The organism is Streptomyces sp. NPDC007991, from assembly GCF_042958445.1.
Taxonomy (GTDB): Bacteria; Actinomycetota; Actinomycetes; order Streptomycetales; family Streptomycetaceae; genus Streptomyces.
In genome coordinates this window covers 401,661-417,712 of sequence record NZ_JBIBJD010000003.1, presented here as the reverse complement: position 1 = coordinate 417,712, position 16,052 = coordinate 401,661, and the positions used below count along the sequence as shown (strand labels likewise).

At 70.0% G+C, this 16,052-nt stretch carries 14 protein-coding genes and 3 pseudogenes; 10 read left to right on the top strand and 7 right to left on the bottom strand.

Features of this window, described 5'->3' with window-relative positions; all coding sequences use genetic code 11:
- The first annotated feature begins 26 nt into the window (after window positions 1–26).
- The gene (locus tag ACFZDA_RS10405; protein WP_391077898.1) at window positions 27–1,319 is read left to right on the top strand and encodes a glycoside hydrolase family 27 protein; all 1,293 of its coding nucleotides are present in this window, start codon (window positions 27–29) and stop codon (window positions 1,317–1,319) included.
- 364 nt (window positions 1,320–1,683) lie between these two features.
- Window positions 1,684–2,245 (top strand): annotated as a pseudogene (locus tag ACFZDA_RS10400) (Uma2 family endonuclease).
- Window positions 2,246–2,533: 288 nt separating this feature from the next.
- Here the strand turns inward: ACFZDA_RS10400 and ACFZDA_RS10395 are convergent.
- A pseudogene (locus ACFZDA_RS10395) lies at window positions 2,534–2,928 on the bottom strand (DNA-binding response regulator); the annotation flags it as partial.
- A 10-nt stretch (window positions 2,929–2,938) separates the two neighbouring features.
- Between ACFZDA_RS10395 and ACFZDA_RS10390 the strand changes: the two are divergent.
- Window positions 2,939–3,219: pseudogene (locus tag ACFZDA_RS10390) on the top strand (transposase); the annotation flags it as partial.
- Between the two features lie 25 nt (window positions 3,220–3,244).
- Here the strand turns inward: ACFZDA_RS10390 and ACFZDA_RS10385 are convergent.
- Window positions 3,245–3,961 (bottom strand): methyltransferase domain-containing protein, encoded by a 717-nt coding sequence (locus tag ACFZDA_RS10385; RefSeq protein WP_391077895.1) that lies wholly within the window; start codon window positions 3,959–3,961, stop codon window positions 3,245–3,247.
- A gap of 74 nt (window positions 3,962–4,035) precedes the next feature.
- Here ACFZDA_RS10385 and ilvY point away from each other — a divergent pair, with 74 nt between their 5' ends.
- Both ilvY and ACFZDA_RS10375 read left to right on the top strand, forming a co-directional pair.
- Entirely contained in the window at window positions 4,036–4,920 is an 885-nt protein-coding gene (ilvY, locus tag ACFZDA_RS10380) for an HTH-type transcriptional activator IlvY (protein WP_391077893.1), read from the top strand.
- 152 nt (window positions 4,921–5,072) lie between these two features.
- Entirely contained in the window at window positions 5,073–5,471 is a 399-nt protein-coding gene (locus ACFZDA_RS10375) for a nuclear transport factor 2 family protein (protein WP_391077890.1), read from the top strand.
- A gap of 28 nt (window positions 5,472–5,499) precedes the next feature.
- Here the strand turns inward: ACFZDA_RS10375 and ACFZDA_RS10370 are convergent, their stop codons facing one another.
- Window positions 5,500–5,676: a hypothetical protein gene (locus tag ACFZDA_RS10370; protein WP_391077887.1), complete on the bottom strand. Its 177-nt coding sequence runs from the start codon at window positions 5,674–5,676 to the stop codon at window positions 5,500–5,502.
- 16 nt (window positions 5,677–5,692) lie between these two features.
- Between ACFZDA_RS10370 and ACFZDA_RS10365 the strand changes: the two genes are divergently transcribed.
- Window positions 5,693–6,559 carry an alpha/beta fold hydrolase gene (locus tag ACFZDA_RS10365; RefSeq protein WP_391077884.1) on the top strand — a complete coding sequence of 289 codons (867 nt, stop codon included), beginning with the start codon at window positions 5,693–5,695 and terminating at the stop codon, window positions 6,557–6,559.
- A 90-nt stretch (window positions 6,560–6,649) separates the two neighbouring features.
- The gene (locus tag ACFZDA_RS10360; RefSeq protein ID WP_391077880.1) at window positions 6,650–6,907 is read left to right on the top strand and encodes a transposase; all 258 of its coding nucleotides are present in this window, start codon (window positions 6,650–6,652) and stop codon (window positions 6,905–6,907) included.
- Between the two features lie 289 nt (window positions 6,908–7,196).
- Here the strand turns inward: ACFZDA_RS10360 and ACFZDA_RS10355 are convergent, their stop codons facing one another.
- From ACFZDA_RS10355 to ACFZDA_RS10345, 3 genes are all read right to left on the bottom strand, one after another.
- Window positions 7,197–8,660 (bottom strand): amino acid permease, encoded by a 1,464-nt coding sequence (locus tag ACFZDA_RS10355; RefSeq protein WP_391077878.1) that lies wholly within the window; start codon window positions 8,658–8,660, stop codon window positions 7,197–7,199.
- Between the two features lie 556 nt (window positions 8,661–9,216).
- The gene (locus ACFZDA_RS10350) at window positions 9,217–9,513 is read right to left on the bottom strand and encodes a hypothetical protein (RefSeq protein ID WP_391077875.1); all 297 of its coding nucleotides are present in this window, start codon (window positions 9,511–9,513) and stop codon (window positions 9,217–9,219) included.
- A gap of 337 nt (window positions 9,514–9,850) precedes the next feature.
- Window positions 9,851–11,296, bottom strand: coding sequence for an aminotransferase class I/II-fold pyridoxal phosphate-dependent enzyme (locus ACFZDA_RS10345; RefSeq protein WP_391077872.1), 1,446 nt, complete (start codon window positions 11,294–11,296; stop codon window positions 9,851–9,853).
- A gap of 78 nt (window positions 11,297–11,374) precedes the next feature.
- Between ACFZDA_RS10345 and ACFZDA_RS10340 the strand changes: the two genes are divergently transcribed.
- Window positions 11,375–12,328, top strand: a complete 954-nt coding sequence (locus tag ACFZDA_RS10340) for an aldo/keto reductase (protein ID WP_391078566.1) — start codon at window positions 11,375–11,377, stop codon at window positions 12,326–12,328.
- Window positions 12,329–12,464: 136 nt separating this feature from the next.
- On the top strand, window positions 12,465–13,754 hold the full coding sequence (locus ACFZDA_RS10335) for an MFS transporter (RefSeq protein WP_391077869.1): 1,290 nt from the start codon (window positions 12,465–12,467) through the stop codon (window positions 13,752–13,754).
- A 63-nt stretch (window positions 13,755–13,817) separates the two neighbouring features.
- Here ACFZDA_RS10335 and ACFZDA_RS10330 read toward each other — a convergent pair whose 3' ends face one another.
- Entirely contained in the window at window positions 13,818–14,795 is a 978-nt protein-coding gene (locus ACFZDA_RS10330) for a LysR substrate-binding domain-containing protein (RefSeq protein ID WP_391077865.1), read from the bottom strand.
- Window positions 14,796–14,882: 87 nt separating this feature from the next.
- On the opposite strand from ACFZDA_RS10330, the gene ACFZDA_RS10325 reads away from it, so the two are divergent.
- Window positions 14,883–16,049: a nuclear transport factor 2 family protein gene (locus ACFZDA_RS10325; RefSeq protein WP_391078563.1), complete on the top strand. Its 1,167-nt coding sequence runs from the start codon at window positions 14,883–14,885 to the stop codon at window positions 16,047–16,049.
- Window positions 16,050–16,052: the final 3 nt, after the last annotated feature.

Genomic DNA, 16,052 nt, shown 5'->3' with positions numbered 1-16,052 from the left:
CACACATACGCCGAAAGGGAACAGCGATGAACCGACAGCCTCGTCCGATCCCCGCACACCGGGCGCGTCCCCCGATGGGGTGGAACAGCTGGGACTGCTACGGCACCACCGTCACCGAGGACGAGGTGCTCGCCAACGCACAGTTCATGCGGGACCACCTGCTTGCGCACGGCTGGGACACCGTCGTCGTGGACGGCCAGTGGTACGAGCCGACGGCCCGCGCTCACGGCTACAACCCGGACGCGCCGGTGGTCATGGACGCCTATGGCCGCCAGCTCCCAGCCCCGAACCGGTTCCCCTCCGCTGCGGGAGCGGGCTTCGCGCCGCTGGCCCAGCGCGTGCACGACCTCGGTCTGCGCTTCGGCCTGCACATGATGCGCGGCATCCCCCGCCGCGCCGTCGCGGCCAGGCTGCCCGTCGCGGGAACCGGCTTCACGGCCGACGAGATCGCTGACACCGACTCGCTCTGCCCCTGGAACACCGACAACTACGGCCTGAACCACGACCACCCGGGCGCCCAGGCGTACTACGACGCCCAGGTCGCCCAGTTCGCCGAGTGGGGCGTCGACTTCATCAAGGCCGACGACATGCTCTTCCCCTACCACGAGCGGGAGATCGCCGCCTACGCCCAGGCCATCGCCCGCACCGGCCGGCCCATCGAGCTGAGCCTGTCCCCCGGCACCGACGTTTCCCTCGCCCGTCTCGACCACTTGCGGGAGCACGCCGTCATGTGGCGGATCTGCGACGACCTGTGGGACCGGTGGGAGGACGTCGAGACACAGTTCGCCCGGATGGCCCGCTGGGCTCCTTGGCAGAGTGAGCGCGGCTGGGCGGACGCCGACATGCTGCCCCTCGGTCACATCGGCATCCGGGCCGAGCGGGGAGAGGACCGGCTCTGCGCTCTCACCTATCCGGAGCAGGTCAGCCTGCTGACACTGTGGCTGGTCTCCCGCTCCCCACTGATGATGGGCGGCGACCTGCCCACGAGCCCGAAGGAGACGATCGAGCTGCTCACCAACGACGAGGCACTCGAGGTGCTCTGGCACAGCAGGGACAACCGGGAGGTCCTCCGAGAGCGTGACCTCGTCCTGTGGACAGCCGGCGACACCGACGGACGCACCCGCTACGCTGCCGTGTTCTCCCTGTCCGACAGCCCTGAGCGCGTCACTGTCCCTCTCGGTTCCGTCGGTGCTCGCCCGGACGACCAGGTACGCGAACTCTGGACTCACGCCGACGTCCCGCACGACGGCCGCTGCCTCAACATCGACCTCCCAACCCACGGCGCTGCCCTCTACCGCCTCATACCCTCAGCCGGCTGAACAGCGCAGGGACGGTAGCGTCGCGAACCGTCCGATCCACGTGGTCATACCGTCGGCCTGCATGGCCACCAGTACGCCGACGACACCATTCCTACGGCTGTGGCCGGACGGGAAGCCGTCTCCCCGTTCTCGTCCCCTGGCGCGCGGCGCTCACCGGTGTGGCCAGCAGGTCGGTGGTGCCGCTGGTCTGTTGCGATCCACTGGTGACGAGTCCGTCGTCGGTCCTCACTTGTCGTGGGCTCGCTGGTTGGATACCGACCGGCGGGAAGCGGGCGTGAGCGGGATCAGCCTGCCGGACGGATGGCCGACAGTACGCTGAACCCATCGGGATCGGGCCCGCGGCACAGTGTCCGGGAGGTGCTTCATGACGGCCGAGATGGTGGCACCGGCGTGGATGCATGAGCAGATCACGGCGCAGGAGTACGACTCCTGGTCCGAGGAGCAGTGCGCTGGCATCGAGATCGTGGACGGGATGGTCGTCGTGAGCCGAGCGCGTCCAAGCGGCACAACCGGCTGGCCCGTATTCTGGCGAACGCCTGGATGCCGCGGGCCCGGAGTGGAACGCCGACACGGGCTTCGACGTCCGGCTTCAGGACATCCTGCTCACCAATCGCCGTCCTGACGTCGTCGTGTACCGCGCGGACACGATCGACATCACCCCCACCCGTCCTGAGCACGTGCTGCTGGTCGCGGAGGTGGTGTCGCCAGGCTCGGAGACCACCGACCGAATCGTGAAGGTCGACCAGTACGCCAAGGCAGGCATCGGCTTCTACTGGCGGATCGAGCAGGCCGCGACAGGCGTTCCTCTCGTGTACACCTACGTTCTCGACCCCGCGACGAAGACCTACCGGGAGGGGCATGTGTTCACCGGCGTCCTCAAGGTAGCGGCCCCCTTCCCGGTCGAGATCGACCTCGGCCAGATCTGACCCACGCGCTGCTCAGCAGTCGGCAGCGCGTGAGCGATGCGTGAGCGGACGGCTCGATACAGGGCGGCATGCGCCGGATCAAGTGGCTCGCCGCGCGCTTCTGAACAGGGAAAACAGCACCGCAAGGCAGTGCCAGGCATCCCCCGGCAAGAATCCGACCCCATAGGACAAATGAGGTGCGTGTCGGCGGTGGGGAGCCTTGGCGCGACTCCCCCGCAGAATGCTCCGGCCAACGCAGGTACGAGAACTTGGGCGACCGTCTTGGGTCTCACATGAGGGCCGCCCGTCCTACGAACCCCACACTCCACGCCGCCCGTCACCCGCGAACCCGGTCTCGTAGGCGACGATCACGAGCTGGGCACGGTCGCGCGCACGCAGCTTGGCGGGCAAGCGCCCGATATGGGTCTTGACCGTGGCCAGGCTCAAATGAAGGTGCTCCGCGATCTCGGTGTTGGACAAACCCCGCGCGATCAGGCCGAGCACCTCCAACTCCCGGTCGGTGACGCCGTCGAGCGAGCGGCTGGCGGCCTCGCAGGCTCCGGACGGCGGGGGAACTCCGCGATCAGGCGGCGGGTCACCGAGGGAGCCAGCAGTGCCTCGCCCGTGGCGACGACGCCGACGGCGGAGAGGACCTCGGTCGGCGGCGTCTCCTTGAGGAGAAAGCCCGCGGCGCCTGAGCGTAGGCCGTTGTTCGCCCACAAAGGCGGCACCATCAGGCGCTGGGCGAAGAAGAACCGGGTCGAGCTGTGCTTCACCCCGACCTACGCGTCCTGGGCCAACCCGATCGAGGCGCACTTCGGGCCGTTGCGGCAGTTCACCATCGCCAACTCCAACCACCGCAACCACACCGCGCCCTGCACGCGTACCTGCGCTGGCGCAACGCCGACGCCCGCCACCCCACCGTGCTGGCCGCCCAACGCCGCGAACGCGCCCGCATCCGCAGCGAAAAAGGCATCCGCTGGGGCGGACGTCTGTTGGACAAGGCCGGAAGCGAAGCAGCTATCGGCGGTGGCAGAGGATCTCGCCGTGCGTCGGCGTGCGGGACGTACGCGAGACGATGTTGAAGCCGGCCCGCTCCAGCATGCCTTCCAGGACCCAGGCGTATGTGGAGAACTCCTCCCGGACGTGCGCCTCGAAGTCCGCCCGGGTAAAGCCCCGGCCCTCGGGGTGTCCTGCGGTGTCGATCCACTGCTGCAGATGCTCTGCGGCGTCGGCGGGCTCGAAGCTGAAGATGACGTCCCACAGGTAGAAGGTGCCGCCCGGCCGCAGCATGCCGGCCGCGTTGAGGAGTGCCTGCTGCTTCCAGAAGTCCGGCAGTTGGTGCAGGGCCGACTTGGTGGTCACCACGTCCGCGGGTCCCGCGTGGTGGGCGTAGTCCAGGAAGCCGGCGCGGTGCCAGTGTGCGCTGGCGCCGGCCCGTTTCGCCTGGGCCTGGGCGAAGGCGAGCATCTCCTGCGAGACGTCGACGCCGTGGGCCTCGGCCCCGCGTCGTGCTGCCTGGATCACCAGCGAGCCGGTGCCGCAGGCCAGATCGACCAGGCGGCTGCCCGTGTCGACGCCGAGGCGGTCAAGGAGCGCGTCGTCGGCGTCCGGGTCGGTGCCCTGGTTGCGGTCGTAGGCGGCCACGGCAGCCGGGCTGCCCAGGTCGATGCCGACGGGCTCGTACTCGCGGAAGAACCATGCGGGGCGTGGGCGGGTGCTGTCGCTTCGTGGCATGACCCGTTTGTAGGGTCCGGGCAGGTCCACCGGCAACAGCAACATCCGCAGCATGGCGTTCCGGAAGGTGAAAGATGCAGGACCACGACCAGTACCGGCTCTTCCTCCATCTCGCCTCCACGCTGAGCTTCACCCGAACCGCGGCCGACTGCCACGTCAGTCCCGCTACGTTGTCCCGGACCGTGCAGCGGCTGGAGACCTTTGCCGGGCACCGGCTCCTGGACCGCGGCCCGCACGGCGTCGCGCTGACCGAGCACGGCCACCGCTTCCGCCGCTACGCGGCCGAGGCCCTGGAGCTGTGGAACCGTTACACCGACAACGACTTCACCGAGGGCCAACTCGGCGGTCAGTTAAGGGTGTTCGCCTCGGTCACGGCCTGCCAGAGTCTGCTGCCCGACCTGCTCGCACCTCTGCGACACGCCCATCCCCGGGTGCAGATCTCGGTGCGGACCGGTGACGCCGCAGCCGCCCTCGCGCTCCTCGACGAAGGCGAGGCCGACCTCGCCGTCGCGGCCCTCCCCTCCCGGGTTCCGGCTACCCTCCTCGCCCGCACCGTCGCCCGCACCCCCCTCGTCCTCGTCCGGGCCGACCCCCCACGACCAAACGCGCAGCTTCCTGATCCCGACGAGCCGTTCGTACTCCCCAGACAGGGCCTGGTCCGAGACATCGCCAACCGGTGGTTCCGCCGCCTCGGCATCACACCCCGCATAGCCGCAGAAGCCGACGGACACGAAGCCCTGCTCACCCTGGTCGCTCTCGGCTACGGCACCGGCATCATCCCTGACCTCGTGCTGCAGCACTGCAGCATCCGGCACCGGCTCCACGTCGCCCCGGCCCCGTCCAGCCCAGGCGAACTCACCATCGGCGCATGCATCCGGCGCACCGATCTCCACCGCCCCCTGGTCGCCGCCGCCTGGGCAGCAACAGGGCCCGGTCAACCTTCCCGGTCAGAGCACTAGCTACTTGTAGTGGTGGCCGTCTTGTTCTCTTCCCTCGTCGCAGCGATGGCCTTTTGACGTCCCCGCCGGACGGCGGGCTTCAGATCGGCAGGGGTGGGGAAGGCGCGGCTGGTAAGGGTCGTGCGCCGCAGTCCGATCAGGAAGTCCACACCATGGCTCACACCGCACAAGCGACAGCCGTCCCCGGCTGGGTCCTGAAGTTCATGGACGCCATCGACACCCTGGAGTTCGGCAAGGGATTCGCGCCCCTGACCGACAACACCGACATGTACTTCGGCGCCGCGCACATCCACGGCGTCGAGGCCATCAAGGAGTTCTTCGTCAAGATCGACGCGCCGCTGGTCATCAGCCATGAGGTCCTGGAGTTCTGGACCGCGGGCGAAGGCGTCCGTCTGCTGCGCGGTGAGGCGGTCATGGCCAAGAAGAGCGAACCGGAGCGGGTGGTGCGCGCCCCCTTCATGCACATCTTCTACCTCGAACAGGAAGAGCCGGTGCGCATCCGGACGCTCCGTGTCACCGCGGGCCCACTGCAGACCGACGCCGTGATGTGACGCGGCTCAGGGCAAGGCCCCCGCGAGGTCACGGCTTGCCGGTTACCGCGCAGAATTCGTCGATGTCGCGGGTGCGGCCCGCGTCCGCGGGGTCGGGACGCCGCCGCGTGAGGGGAACGATGCCGGGTTCGAGCAGTTCCAGACCGTTGACCAGTGGCCTGCTGTTGAGCAGGTCCTGCTGCGCGTCCATAACCAGAGTACGCATTTCAAAGGGGTTGGATATGAACTCGGTGCACCACCGGACCGCCACTGTCGACGGCTATGAGATCTTCTACCGCGAAGCCGGCCCCGCCGACGCCCCCGTGATCGTCCTGCTGCACGGCTACCCAACCAGCTCGTTCATGTTCCGCGAACTCATCCCGCTGCTGGCCGACGACTACCACGTCATCGCGCCGGACCACCTCGGCTTCGGCCACTCCGACGCCCCCCTCGCAGGGGAGTTCACCTACACCTTCGACGCCCTCACCGAACTCACCTCCGGACTGCTCGACCAACTGGGCCTGGACCGCTACGCCCTCTACGTCCAGGACTACGGAGCCCCCATCGGATGGCGCCTCGCGCTCCAGCACCCCGAACGAATCTCCGCCCTCGTCACCCAGAACGGCAACGGCTACGAGGACGGTTTCGTCGAGTCGTTCTGGACCGATGTGTGGGCCTATGGGGCGAACCCCGGCCCCGACACCGAACCAGCCGTCCGCGCCGCGCTGGGCGTCGACGCCATCCGCTGGCAGTACCTGCACGGCGTGCCCGACCCGAGCCTGGTCAGCCCGGACACCTGGGAGCACGACTTCGCTCTCGTCTCCCGCGAGGGCAACGACGAGGTCCAGCTGGCGCTGTTCCGCGACTACCAGAACAACCGCCCGCTCTACCCGCTGCTGCACGAATTCCTACGCACCAGCGAGGTCCCGGTGCTCGCCGTGTGGGGCCGCAACGACGAAATCTTCGGCCCGGCGGGCGCGCGGGCCTTCGCCCGCGACGCCAAGGACGCGGAGGTGCACCTGATCAACGGCGGTCACTTCCTGCTGGAGAGCCACCTGGACATCGTCGCGGGTTACCTGCGCGGCTTCCTCGGGCGGGTGCTGGGATAAGTAGGGTCGAGCGATAACGCCCCATGGATCGCTCATGTGAGGATCCAACCAGCGAATGAACTCGGTGGCCGATGAGGTCCCCCCCGAGATGTGGGGTTGGGTGACGAGCCGAAGCCTGTGATCCGCCGCATGGCCGAGGAACTCGGCGTGCACCACGAGGCTGTGCGTAACGCGATCCGTCAGGACGAGGCCGATACCGGCGAGCGAGACGACATCCTCACCACCGCCGAGCGTGCGGAGCCGGCCGCTCGGCGAAAGGAGAATGCCCAGCTCAAGCAGGCGAACGAGGTCCTGCGGACGGCCTCGGCTTTTTTCGCGGCCCAGCTCGACCCGACCCGGCCCAGGTGACCGCGCTCCTCGATGCGCACCCGCACCTGGGGGTCGAGCCTGTACCCCGGGAACTTTCCATCCCCTCCTCCACCTCCTACCGAGGGCGCCAGGCCGAGAAGGAGCCGTGCGAGCGACGCCGCCAGGACGCCGAGCGGATGCGGTTCGAGGTCGTCCATGCCGTCCTCGCGCTCGTTCATGTGCGTCAGACCGGTCGCGGCTTGTGCGCCCGGTGGTGGAGGCAGGCCCGCCCCGCCTTGGCAGGCGAGGCGGGCCCTGAGCTCTTCCGTCCGTACCCCTTTCGCCTGCGCTACGGCCGCACGGCAGTTTCGTCCCGCTGGTCCTTCCCTGTGCCGGAAGCGGAACCGATCCGCTCACGGACCAGCGCGATCGCCACGACCAGCGCCGCGACCAGCAGCGACAGCAACAGGATCTCGCGGTTGTCATGCTCGGTGTCGGTGAGCATGTAGCCCAGCACGAAGACGATCAGCGCGATAGTCGCCCAGGTCAGGTACGGGTACAGCCACATCCGCACGACCAGTTTCTCCGGCTCGTCGCGCTCGATGACCTTCCGCAGCCGCAGCTGCGAGAAGCAGATCACCAGCCACACGAACAACGCCACGGCACCCGAGGAGTTGACCAGGAAGAGGAAGATCGTGTCCGGGTAGGCGTAGTTGAAGAAGACGGCCACGAATCCGAAGGCGACCGAGGCGAGGACCGCGGCGACCGGCGCGCCGCGTGAGGTGGTCCGTGCGAACGACTTCGGCGCGTCGCCACGCTCGCCGAGGGAGAAAACCATGCGGGAGGCCGTGTAGAGGCCGGAGTTGAGGCAGGACAGCACGGACGTCAGCACGATGAAGTTCATGATCTGACCGGCATGCGCGATGTCGAGGGAGTCCAGGGCTGCGACGTACGAGCCCTTCTCCGTGACGGAGGGGTCGTTCCACGGCAGCAGTGTCACCACGACGAAGATCGAGCCGAGGTAGAAGACGGCGATGCGCCAGATCACACTGTTGGTGGCTTTGGTGACCGCACGCCGCGGGTCCGCGGTCTCCCCTGCCGCGAGCGTGACGATCTCGCTGCCCATGAAGGAGAAGACGACGAGCAGCATGCCCGTGAGGATGGCACCCGGCCCGTTCGGCAGGAAGCCGCCGTGGCTGGTGAGGTTGGCCAGCCCTGCGCTCCGACTGTCCACGCCGGGCAGGACGCCGAAGACGGCGAGCCCGCCGACGACGATGAACGCGGCGATCGCGACGACCTTGATACCCGCGAACCAGAACTCGAACTCGCCGTAGGAGCTGACGGAGACCAGGTTGGTGGCGGTCAGCACAACCATCACGATCAGCGCCCACGCCCACTGCGGCACGGCCGGTATCCAGCCCTCCAGGATCACCGCGCCGGCGGTCGCCTCCACGGCGAGGACGACGACCCAGAAGAACCAGTACAGCCAGCCGATCGAGAACCCGGCCCAGCGCCCGAGCGCACGGTCGGCGTGCGCGGAGAAGGACCCGGACGTCGGGTTGGCGGCCGACATCTCACCGAGCATCCGCATCACAAGGACGACCATTGTCCCTACGAGGGCGTAGGACAGCAGGATGCCGGGGCCGGCGGTGGCGATACCGGAGCTGGACCCGACGAACAGGCCGGCGCCGATGACACCGCCGATGGCGATCATGGACAGGTGGCGGTCCTTCAGTCCGGCTTGAAGGCCGTCCGAGGCTGGAGTCTGCTCGCGGCTGCCGGGTGGCATCTGAGCCTTGTTCGTCGTGGTCATGAGCGTCCTTGACTAGGGGTTCAAAGATTCAGCGGCCTGCCGCCCGGCCGACGGCATGGGCGGACCAGGGAAGGCTGCGGCTGTGCGGGGGCGATGCCGGGAGCGCGTGGGGAGGACTCCACAGCGCTGTCAGAGGCCAAGGGCCGGTGCACACCTGCGCGATCTTGTGGAGACAGGTGAACTGCGATTTCCGCACCGGTTGCGATTCTTTGAGACCGCCCCGGGTCAAGCCGGAAGGTGGGGGCTTCCCGGATGTCTCATGGGCAGCAAGGCTAAGGACGAGCTGCGAAATCCGTACATGCTCCATCCTGGCCCGCGGTGGCCAGCTCATTTGTCCGGAGTGGAGCTTGCGCACCGGGCCGCCCCCGTCCTCCAGGCGCCCTCGCGCCGGGCTGTACGTGGGTCAACCCATGCTCCTCATCGTTCGCCATGCCGGCATGTGGTCGGCGACGACCGCCACCGAGCCGTGCATGAGCCGGTCCGGGTCGTCCAGGACACAGCTCCCAGCCGTCCAGGCATACGGCGCGCGCCGCGAGTCTGCGGGCCTGGGCCGGGCTCAGGAACCGCCGAGGGTGATCAGCGCCGTGACCTGCGACGGACGGTGGGTGAGCAAGAGCACCAATGCCTGGGCGCGCCCGGTTTCGCCCTCCCGGGCGAGCTGCTCGACCACCGCTACCAGGGCCTCGCCCCACAGCCGGTGGCGCGTGAGCGAGCAGAAGAGGGCTGCGGCGCGCTCGGTGTCGCCGCCACCGGCCGACGCACCGACCCAGTTCGGCCTGGTGCCGGGCGAGACGGTCGCGATCGACGGCGCGACCGGCGGTGTGGGGACCGTCGCGGTCCAGTTGCCAGGCACGGCGGTGCGGTCGTCATCGCAACGGCCAGTCCCGGAAACCACGACTACCTGCGCGTGCTCGGGGCGCCACCGGTCGAGTACGGAGATGGTCTGGCCGACCGCGTACGCCAGGTTGCGCCCAACGGGGTGGACGCCGCTCTGGACACGCCCGGAGGCGGCTCCATGCCGGCCCCGATCGAGCTAACCGGCGACGGGAGACGGGGCGTCCTCGGACAGGTGGCGGCGATGGTGGCCGCCGGCAGCCTCACCATGCCCAGCGCTCGCACCCACCTCATGACCGATGTCGGCGCCGCACACCGCGGCAGCCGAACCGGACGCGTCCGCAAAAGGCTCGCTCTCACGTGGACAACCGGTCGCTGACCACTCTCGGACGGTCCCGCGCGCTCTGATCGGCCACCGCCGCGGCGAGCAGGGCCACGGCGTCGTCGACGGCACTGTCGGCGAGGTTGCCGTAGCCCAGGACGAGGCAGTTCGCCGGTTCTCTGCGGTCCACCTGGTAGGTGCGCAGGTCGACCAGCCGGAGTCCACGGGCGGTCGCGGCTGTGACGACGCCGGCCGCGTCGACGCCGGCACCGAGGTGCGCCACCAGGTGCAGGCCGGCGGCCGTACCGGTGACCCGGCACGCCGGGAGCCGGGTGCGCAGTGCGTCGAGCAGGGCGGCCCGCCGGGCCCGGTAGCGCCGTCGTACCGAGCGCAGGTGCCGCTCGTAGCCACCGGTGCGGATCAGGCGGGCGAACGCCAGTTGGTCCAGCACCGGCGGGCCGGACCGGGCGGTGCCGCTGGTCTGCAGCATCCGGCACCACCTCGGGGGCGCGACCACCCAACCGATGCCCAGGGCCGGCGACAGGGTCTTGCTGACCGAACCCAGCAGCACGACCCGCTGCGGGCACATCCCCTGGACCGCGCTCAGCGGCCGGTGGTCGTAGCGGAACTCGGAGTCGTAGTCGTCCTCCAGCACCACCCCGTCGACCCGCCGCGCCCACTCCACGAGCGCTGCGCGTCGCCCGGCCGTGAGCGTGACGCCGGTCGGGAACTGGTGGGCCGGAGTGCTGAGTACCGCGCGGACCGACGGGTCACGGTCCAACTCGTCCACCCGAAGGCCGTGTTCGTCCACCGGAACCGGGACGACGCTCAGCCCGGCCTCGCGCGCCACATGGTGCAGGCGGGTCCAACCGGGGTCCTCGACGGCCACGCGGGCGATCCCCTCCGCTCGCAGGGCGCGGAACAGACGGGCGGCGCCGTCCGTGACGCCCGTGGAGACCACGATGTCGTCGGTGTCCGCCACGACGCCCCGGCAGCGGTGCAGGTGGTCTGCCAGGGCCCGGCGGAGCTCCGAGTGCCCGCCCGGGACGGGAAAACCCAGATCGGCAAACGGCACACGCCGCGTCTGGTCGCGGAGTGCCTCACCCCACCGGGACCGCGGAAAGGCGCGTAGGTCGGGAAGGCCCGGCGTCAGGTCGAACCGCGTCGGCGACGTCGGCGGTCGGTCGGCGTCCGGTTGCATGGGCGCCGCGTCGGGAGACCAGCGCACCCGGGTGGCCGACCCGACCCGTGCGTCCAGATATCCCTCGGCGACCAGTTGCGCGTACGCCTGCGTCACGACCCAGCGGGAACAGCCCAGGTCGGCGGCCAGGACGCGGCTCGGCGGCAGAGCGCTGCCCGTGGGCAGCCGCCCGGAGCGGACCGCCGCCCGCAGCGCGCGGGTCAGCCGCTCGTGCTTCGCGCCGGTGGCGGGGAGGTCGAGCAGCGCGCCCCACGCGAGATTGGTCCGGGATTCGGTCATGCGATTGGATCGTACGGCCTCGCCAACCGTCGTTAGCGTGAACCGCGATCACGACAGGAGGCCGACGTGGAACAGAGGATGCTGTCCGACGGCGGTTCGGGGCTCGGCGTGAGTGCGCTGTGTCTGGGAACCATGCACTTCGGTACGACGGTCGACGAACGGCGGGCATTCGCCGTCCTCGACCGGTTCACCGACGCAGGCGGCACGTTCATCGACACCGCCAACACCTACGCGTTCTGGGTGCCCGGCGGAACCGGTGCGGAGAGCGAGGAACTGCTGGGCCGGTGGCTGGCGTCCCGGCGGGCCCGCGACCGTGTCGTGCTGGCCACCAAGGTGGGTGCGCTGCCCGACCCTCCGGGTGCCGCCTGGCCGCAGCACGCGGAAGGGCTGGCCGACAAGGTGGTCCGGGCTCAGGCCGTGGCCGGCATGCGCCGCCTGGGCACCGATCATCTCGACGTCTATTACGCCCACATCGAGGACCGTCGCACATCGTTGGAAGACACCGTGGCCACCTTCGCGTCGCTGGTGACCGAGGGCCTGACCCGGGTCACGGGGTGCAGCAACCACGCCGCGTGGCGCGTCGCCAAAGCCCGTGAGATCGCCAGGGCCGCGGGCCTGCCGGGTTTCAGCTGCGTTCAGCAGCGCCACACCTACCTGCGACCGCGACCGGGTGCCGAGTTCGGTGCGAATCCGCATATCAGCGACGAGTTGCTCGACTGCGCACGTGAGGAGCCCGACCTGACGGTGCTCGGCTACTCGGTGCTGCTGTCCGGCGCGTACACCCGCTCCGACCGGCCGCTGCCCGAGCAGTACGACCACGCGGACAGCAGACGACGGTTGGAGGTGCTGGGCGACGTGGCGAACGAGTTGGGTGCGACGCGGAACCAGGTGGTCCTCGCCTGGTTGCTCCGCGGCAATCCGCCGGTGTTGCCGGTACTCGGCGTCAGCTCGGTGAGCCAACTCGACGAGTGCCTCGGCGCGCTGGACCTGGAACTGGACGACGAACTGCGGCACCGCCTCGACAACGCCTGACCAGGTCGCGCATCGACGACACACCGCACCGACGGGACTGCGCCGACGGCCCTGACATCCCGCTCCCCGACCGCTGCGAGGGCCACCGTCCCACCAGGCCCCGACGACTGTCCCCACGGCGTACCTGGAGGTACTCGTGCCCCGTGTCCGCGGCCATCAGGCAGTCCTGCTCCGAGCCCGCGTCGCGACGTCGCTGGCCTTCCTGGCCTTCGGGACCGCGTTGGGCGCCTGGACCTCCCGTATCCCCGCGATCAAGCAGCGGCTCGACCTCGGCGACGGACAGTTGGCCGTCGGGCTGCTCGCCTTCGCCGCCGGTGCGATCACCGGCATGCAGGTGGTCGGTCGTCTCCTCGACCGGTACGGCAGTCGTACGGTGCTGGTCCCGATGGTCTTCGTCGAGGGAGTGTTCCTGATCCCGCCCGCCCTGGCGGTCGACGTGGTGACCCTCGCCGTCGCCCTCTACGCGTTCGGCACCGTTCACGGCGCCCTCAACATCGCCATGAACGCCAACGCCATCGATGTGGAACGCGCCGCCGGCAGGCCGCTGATGTCGTCTTTCCACGCGATCTACAGCATCGGTGGTTTCGCCGGGGCGGCGGCCGGTGGCCTGTCCGCCCATGCCGGTTCGGCCGCGGCCACCACGTTTCTCACCGTCGGCGCCGCCGTCGGCGCGGCCGCCCTGTGGACAGCACGCTGGGCGTTGCCCGCCGACTGCGTCCCACCGGTGCGCCAGGACCGCTCCACCATCGGAGACGACCGTCCACAGCGGAGCGACGCCGCTCCGGCCGGGGTGCTGTTCCTCGGGATCCTGGTCTTCTGCTGCCTGGTCGGAGAGGGCGCGGCGGCCGACTGGAGCAGCGTCTACCTGCGCGACACGCTGGGTAGCGGAGCCGGGTTCGCGGCTGCCGCGTACGCCGCGTTCTCGATCATGATGGTGGCCGGCCGGCTCGTCGGGGACCGCCTGACGGCGCGAGTCGGCCCGGTCGCCCTGGTGCGCGGCTGCGGTGCCGTCGCGGCGGTCGGCCTCGGCGCCGCGCTGCTGGTCGGCCACCCGCTGGCAGGCATCGTCGGCTTCGGCTGTCTCGGCGCCGGTCTGTCGTGCATCGCGCCACAGGTGTTCTCCGCCGCCGGCAGCCGTGACCCGAGGCACGCCGGCCGCGCGATCGCCCGCGTGGCCAGCATCGGTTACCTCGGTTTCCTGACCGGGCCGCTGCTCATCGGCGCCGTAGCGGAGCTGACCGGCCTGGCATGGGCTCTGACCATCCCGGTGGTCCTCGCACTGTTCGTCACACTGACCGCCGCCGCCGTGCGGCCACGACCGCCGGGCGTGGGTCCGTCGGGGGCGGGTCCGTCGGGGGCGGGTCCGTCGGGGGCGGGTCCGTCGTGGGAGGCCGGTCCGCGTACGCCCGGATGGACCAAGCCATAGGGTGAGCACGCCGTGGATCGGACACGCCGGGCAATGCCTGATTCGCTTCTGCTGCGGGGGCTTTCAGCCGGGTGTTTCCGTGATGCCGTCGTGAAGTGCCGGCGCGGCGGGGTCGACGTTCGTCTCAGTCGGCTGGTGCTCGGCGTGGGTGGGACACCGTGGGCCGAAGGCTGTCGCGAGCTGGTCGAGCAGGGACGCTGCGGACGGGTTCGGGTCGCGACGCGGGGTGATCGCGTAGACGCCCCGGGCCGGGGGATCGATGAGGGCCACTGTGGTGACGTCGGCCCGCAGCGCGCCCGTCAGCACACCGGGTATGAGCGCGATGGCGTGGCCGGTTGCGACCAGGGCCACCTTGCCGGGCAGATCGGCCGCGGTGAGGTCGATGCGGGCGGTCACTCCGGCGCGGGCGGCGTGCTGGCGCAGCAGCGCTGCCGAGCCGTCGTTGTCCTCGACCCAGGTCTGGTCGGCCAGCGTCCGGATGTGCACCGGGCCGTGTCCTGCCCGCGGATGGTCGACGGGCAGCACGACGACCATGTCGTCCATCCCCAGGAACCGTCGTTGGACACGTGGGTCGTTGGGCAGCCCCGGTGGCGCATCGGTGACGACCGCTACGTCGAGATCGCCGGCGATCACGCGGTCGTGCAGTTGTGAGCTCAGCCCGGGCACCAGGTTCCACCGGAGGGGGGCGGCCTCGTCCAGCAGGCGGCGGATCGCCGCGGGCACGATCGCGGCAGCCAGAGACGGCGTCGCGCCGATCGCCAGAGGCCGGCTGAGCGCCCCGTCACGAACGTCCCGTACGGCACGCACGGCGCGATCGGCGTCGTTGAGCGTGACCAGGGCGTGGTGACGGAACACCTCGCCGGCAGCCGTCGGACGCACGCCGCGCACATGCCGCTGTACCAGCGGCACCCCGAGTTGGCGCTCCAGCCCGGCGATCTGACGGGATACGGCCGACTGCGTATAACCGAGTTCGGTGGCCGCCGCCGACAGCGACCCCAGCCGACACACCGTCACGAACGTTTGCCACACGGCCAGTTCCATGGCGCAAGTATGCCCTGCCGGTCTGCGCGGCCCGCATGGCTGCCCTGCTGGACCTGCGCTTGTCGCAGGGGGCGCGGTGCCCGCACGCTGGGACGCATGACCGCACCGCGCACGATCGCCGTCCTCGGCCTGGGTCGCATGGGCGCCGCCATCGCGACACGACTCGCCAACCATCATGGGGATGTCGTCGGTTGGACACGCTCTGGGCACAGCACAGGCGCTGTCGAGACGACCGGCGACCCGAACGAGGCCGTGGCGAAGGCCGACATCGTTCTTCTGGCGTTGTTCGACGGCCCGGCCTGCCGGCAGGTTGTCGACCGCGTCCGTGACTCGCTGCGAACGGACACGATCGTGCTGAACACCAGCACCATCGCCCCCGCCGAAGCGTCGGCGCTGGCCCGGCAACTCGGCCGGTCCTACGTCCACGCGCCTCTGCTCGGCTCCGTGCCGGCTGCCGCCGCGGGCACCCTGCAGATCCTCGCCGCCGCCGGCCAAGACGCGCTCGACGGAGCTCGGCCGGTGCTGGAGACGCTGGGCACCGTGCGGCGTGTCGACGACGCCGCCACAGCCGCCGCGCTCAAGCTGATCGCCAACTGCGGTCTGGCCGGCGCCGTCCTCGCGCTGCGCGACTCACTGCGGCAGGCCGACGCCCTGGGCCTGCCCCGTGACCAAGTGCTGGACGTCCTCGAACGCGGCCAGCTCGGCGGACTCGTCGCCCGCAAGCGGGCCTTCCTCGCCGACGGGCCGACCGCTGTCCCGGCTGAGTTCACGATCGGTGCGCTGGCCAAGGACATGGCGCTGCTGGCCGCCGCGTCGAACACGCCTCTGCGCAGCGCGTCCGACCTGGCCGGCATCTCTTCCGCCGCTGAGGCAGACATCGCCGTCGCTGCCACGGCCCCCGCCGTGGAGGACGCCGTGCTCGAACCGCTTCGTGCCTACATCCGCGGTCACGTCACCGGCGACGCCTCCCACTTCCGCGACGCGTTCCTGCCCACCGCCCATATCGAGGGGATACGGGACGGCGCCTTCGTCTCGTGGCACCTGGACGAGTACTGCGCTCTCTTCCACGGCCGGCCGGCCCCGGATGAACCGACCCGCTCCCGCCGCATCGACGCCATAGAGGTCCACGGTACGGTCGCGACCGCAACGATGACGCTCTGGCACGGCGCTGACACCTTCACCGACATCTTCCTGCTGGTCCACGACGACGGCCGCTGGCGCATTGCCAACAAGGCTTACCACCGCAACGCTTGAGAG